Origin of the sequence: Nocardioides terrae (genome assembly GCF_900112345.1) — a bacterium.
Lineage (GTDB): Bacteria > Actinomycetota > Actinomycetes > Propionibacteriales > Nocardioidaceae > Nocardioides > Nocardioides terrae.
In genome coordinates, this window is record NZ_FOLB01000029.1 from 1 (window position 1) to 4,488 (window position 4,488).

Below are 4,488 nucleotides of genomic sequence, written 5' to 3' on the forward strand. Positions count from 1 at the left end.
GTCGTGGGACGGTCGAGCTCCTTGGCGAAAAACACTGAGGCGGACTTCAAGATCTCGTTCGCCCTGCGAAGCTCGGCAACCTCACGCTTGAGGCGCTTGATCTCCTCAGCCTCCTCCGAGGTCGTCCCGGGCCGGACTCCGGCATCGACCTGCGCGCGGTGGACCCACAGCCGCAGGGTCTCGACGTTCATCCCCAACAACCCCGCGACGTGCCGCAGCGCGGCCGTCTCGTGCGGGTGCTCCGGGCGGACCTCGGCGACCATCCGGACCGCCCGCTCACGCATCTCGTTCGTATACCTGGCCATCGTTCCCATCCTGACTCATCAAGCGGAACGAAACCCAGCGCGATTCAGTACAGGATCGCAGTCACGTTGGGATCGGGGCTGGGACTACGCCAAGGCGAGGTATTTGGGCTCGCGGTCGAGGATGTCGACTTCCTCCGCGGAGTTGTGGAGGTCAGGCGGCAAGTCAAGGTGTTCGGAGGCAACCGCCTGGTCTTTGGCCTGCCGAAGGGCGAGAAGACCCGAACCGTCCCCTTGCCCGAGAGCGTCGCAACGGAACTCAGCAACCACCTCGCTACCTACCCGCGACGGAGCATCACGCTTCCGTGGGGAACGCCCCAGGCGGACAAGAAGTCGAGCGCAGGACTCATACTCACCACACGCGAGCGTTCTGCCCTCAACCGCAACTACTTCAACACACGGCTCTGGAAGCCCGGCCAAGCCCATGTGGGCATCGAGCAATCTCGTGACAACGGCATGCACGCCCTACGCCACTGGTACGCCTCTGTGCTCCTCGACGCCGGCGAATCGATTCGCGCCGTGTCCGAATACCTCGGCCACGGGTCGGGATGTCGAGCGCTCTAGCAAGCTTGACCAAGAAGTCCGGCCGAACCGACGCGCCCAGCTCCCAACGAGATATGCGCTCCCCACCGGCGGCACCAACTAGACGCGCCAACTCATGCTGGGTCAGGCCCGCCTTCTCGCGAGCGGCGCGCAGCACTGAGGGGTCAATTCCGGAAACCATCGCTGACAGACACTAGTCGGAGCAAGCGGGAGCCCCCGCCGCGAATCTCCTCACAAGTTGAGCGACCTACGTGATACCCGCGCTGGGCAGAGGGCGCTGGGACACGCCGCTGACTCGAGGTGGAGCGTGACAACGGCGATGCCTACCGGTCCTCTCGAAAGGCGTGGGCCTCATCAAATCCGGACGCCCGCAGGTAGCACCGTCTCTGAACCGCGTCTGCCTCGTACTGTCGGAGGCGACTCGTACCCTCAGAGAGCCGAGGCTCTCCAGATTCCCCGGCAGAAGCGAGGTGACCGGGTGGGAAGCGGTAAGCAGGTCAGCCGCAGCGCGCACATCGGCGATGCTGGTATCGCCCTTATCCACCAGCGGGTCAGCGCCATGGATCACGTCTGGCACGAGCGCACAGTCGACGCCGGGATCGATGGCACGATCGAGCTGCGCGACCCTGCGACGGGCGAAGTCAGCAACTGCCACCTCCAGGTGCAAAGCAAGGCCAGCGACAACGACTTCCCCGGTGAGACCGCCGACCGGTTCCACTACGACTGCGACGAGCGCGACCTGGACTACTGGATGAAGTCTTCAATGCCCGTCCTGCTGGTCTGCTCACACCCCAAGCGGGGCGAAGCCTGGTGGGCGCACATCCAGTCCTACTTCGCGGATCCCGCCCGTCGCGCCAGCGGACGTGTGGACTTCAACAAGATCACCATGTCCCTTGAAGGGGACGTCTCCGACCGGCTGTTCGCGGTTGCGGATCCTCACGGCCGCGCGCACACGCCCGTCGCTGATCTGCGTGATGAAACGCTGGAGTCGAACCTGCTGCCCGTGACGATGCCCGACGTGTTCTGGGCATACGACGCCGCGGTCACACTCCCCCGGAAGGTCTACGACCTACAGCGCGAGAGCAGCCTCGACATCCGAGACGACTTCACCCTCTTCGGCGGCCGGCTGCTGACGTGGAGCCCCGTCGAGGACACCGCGCTGGCGGGCGCGGTGAACGGTGACCCGACGATCGAGGCCACCGGCGAACTGCTCGACGGCAGCCCGGACAGCGAGCGAGTACTGGTGCGCTTACTCAACAACGCCTTCCGGCAAGACCTCCGCGATGACTGCGCCTTCCACGGCAAGCGCCACATGCTCTACTTCCGCGCCACCGACGACCTGTCGCCACGGAGCTGGAACACAAGCGGCACCCATTGGCGCTCCGTCTTCAAGCCGCACGCCAAGAAGACCAACCCATCGCAGGTCAGCTACTACAAGCACGCCGGCCTCAAGTGGCAGTTCCTCAACCTCGACGACGAGTGGTTCTGCGCCCTGACGCCCGACTACTACTACTCGATCGACGGCTACCGCGAGTCACGGTTCACAGCCCAGTACCTGAGCGGCATCAAGCGGCTCGAACGTAACCCCGCTGTGCTCGGCGAGACCCGCATGTGGGCCGCCATCCTCGCAGGTCGCGAGGGCGGCCATGACAGCTTGTTCAGCCAGAACGAGCGGATCCTCGACTTCGGCAAACTCGTCACCTTCGACACCGACCGAGGCATCGACGAGGCGAAGTGGAAGCGAGCGGCGGAGGCGTCGGACCCGACCGATCCTCTGGCTGACGGGGAGCTGGCGGAGACGGCATGAAACTCACGTTCATCGAAGAACCGGACCTGGAATTCGGCAACGGCAGCCGCCACATCGACCCACGTAGCGGCATCAACAACTACGGTCCGGCCGACCTGAGCAATACGGGAGTCCGGACGATCCAGATCGGCATCGTGGGCACCAAGGAGGCCATCGATGGGGTCAAGGCATGGCTCGACCGCTGCCGCGAACCAATTGCACCCAAAGAAAGCCCGCTATCGCACCTCTACTTGCCGTTTCCTGGGTTCCATACCAGCGTCGGCTTCCGCTCGACGATCATCTGGAACGGACGGCTGGAGCGCACACTCGACAAACGAGCCCTGGAGAACATCGCAACGCTGAGTCCGCTGCAGGCTGTGCAGAAGGGCGTCGAACTGTACGAGGCCGAGCTGAGAACGCTCGATGAGGAACCCAACTGCGACGTGATCATCGTCTGCCGTCCCGACGATCTGCCGGAACGCGAGGAGCCGAAGACCAACCCTGACCGACCGTGGGAGCAACCAAAAGCTGCGTCTATCGGCTTCGACTTCCACGAACTGCTGAAGGCACGCTCGCTGAGCGGTAGTCGTCCCATCCAAATTATCCGACGCGAGACCTGGGACCCGACCTACAAGCCAAAGGGCCGCGACAGGCGACGCCAGCAGGACGAGGCAACCAAGGCCTGGAACCTGCACACGGCGTTGTACTACAAGGCCGGCGGCGTGCCATGGCGGATGACCCGCCATGTCCGGGACCTCACGACCTGCTACGTCGGTGTCGCCTTCTACCGGAGCACCGACAACGAAACACTGCAGACGAGCGTGGCGCAGGTTTTCAACGAGCGCGGCGACGGCGTGATCGTCCGTGGCGCGCAGGCCACTCAGTCGAAGGACGACCGACAGCCACACCTCACCGGTGACGACGCCAAGGACCTCCTTGAGCAGTCGCTGGCCCGTTACCGCATCGAGCACAAGACGGCACCCGCACGCGTCATGCTGCACAAGACCTCTTCGTTCACGCTTGAAGAGCTGGAGGGCTTCCGGGCTGCCGCCGAGGCGGAGCGCCTGGCCATGCTCGAACTCGTCTGGATCCCACGCGATGACTCCCCCCGGCTGTTTCGGCAAGGCGAGCAGACGACCCTACGAGGCACGCTCCTGTCGCTCACCGACACCCGGCACCTGCTCTACACCCGTGGGAGCGTTCCGTTCTACCGGACTTACCCAGGGATGTACGTGCCGTCGGCACTCCCCTTCCGCCTTGTCGACGTGCAGTCGAGCGCGGCCGAGATCGCGACTGAGCTGCTCGCGCTCTCCAAGATGAACTGGAACGCCACCCAACTCGACGGACGGGTGCCCATCACGCTGCGCACAGCTGACTCGATCGGCCGGATCCTGAAGCACCTCGGCCCGAATGAACGCCCGGCGCCGCGATACGCCTACTACATGTGACTTGGCTCGGTGGGTGTAGCTGGGATTGAGCTCGTCGCTTCTTCGGATCGCATCGGCCAGCATAAGGGTCTGCCCCCGCTTTGGTTGACACTCGGGGTTTGCAGTAATCAGGCCGCGTTTGCGGCGGCGTAGATCATCTCAAACTCGACCGGGGTGAGCTTGCCGAGGGCGCGTTGGCGACGGCGTCGGTTGTACTTGGTCTCGATCCAGGTGACGATCGCGAGCCGGAGGTCTTCGCGGTTCTCCCAGCGCCTGGTGTTGAGGACGTTCTTCTGCAGAAGGCTGAAGAAGCTCTCCATGCTGGCGTTGTCTCCGGCGCCGTAGGAGCGGCCCATCGAGCCGATCAGGCCGTTGTTCGCCAGCAGCCGCTGGGTGCGCTTGGCACGAAATTGACCGCCTCTGTCCGAAT

General features: G+C 64.3%; 5 protein-coding genes and 1 pseudogene. 3 read left to right on the top strand and 3 right to left on the bottom strand.

Annotated elements, in window-relative coordinates:
* A partial coding sequence (locus BM236_RS18520) for a transposase (RefSeq protein WP_139230149.1) occupies positions 1–314 on the bottom strand: 314 nt, incomplete at its 3' end.
* Between BM236_RS18520 and BM236_RS18525 the strand changes: the two genes are divergently transcribed.
* Positions 237–866: a site-specific integrase gene (locus BM236_RS18525; protein WP_281247711.1), complete on the top strand. Its 630-nt coding sequence runs from the start codon at positions 237–239 to the stop codon at positions 864–866. The two genes, BM236_RS18520 and BM236_RS18525, sit on opposite strands and share 78 nt — an antisense overlap.
* A gap of 37 nt (positions 867–903) precedes the next feature.
* Here BM236_RS18525 and BM236_RS19645 read toward each other — a convergent pair.
* Positions 904–1,026: pseudogene (locus BM236_RS19645) on the bottom strand (helix-turn-helix domain-containing protein); the annotation flags it as partial.
* Between the two features lie 297 nt (positions 1,027–1,323).
* Here BM236_RS19645 and BM236_RS18535 point away from each other — a divergent pair.
* On the top strand, positions 1,324–2,652 hold the full coding sequence (locus BM236_RS18535) for a DUF4365 domain-containing protein (protein ID WP_091126757.1): 1,329 nt from the start codon (positions 1,324–1,326) through the stop codon (positions 2,650–2,652).
* Positions 2,649–4,079, top strand: coding sequence for an argonaute/piwi family protein (locus BM236_RS18540; RefSeq protein WP_091126758.1), 1,431 nt, complete (start codon positions 2,649–2,651; stop codon positions 4,077–4,079). The genes BM236_RS18535 and BM236_RS18540 overlap by 4 nt, the downstream gene beginning before the upstream one ends.
* Positions 4,080–4,186: 107 nt before the next feature.
* Here the strand turns inward: BM236_RS18540 and BM236_RS18545 are convergent.
* Positions 4,187–4,488: integrase core domain-containing protein (locus tag BM236_RS18545; protein ID WP_139230176.1), on the bottom strand; the 302-nt coding region annotated here is incomplete at its 5' end.

Excerpts from the sequence above, each read along its gene's own strand:
- BM236_RS18540 (WP_091126758.1), top strand. The coding sequence starts at position 2,649 with ATGAAACTCACGTTCATCGAAGAACCGGACCTGGAATTCGGCAACGGC.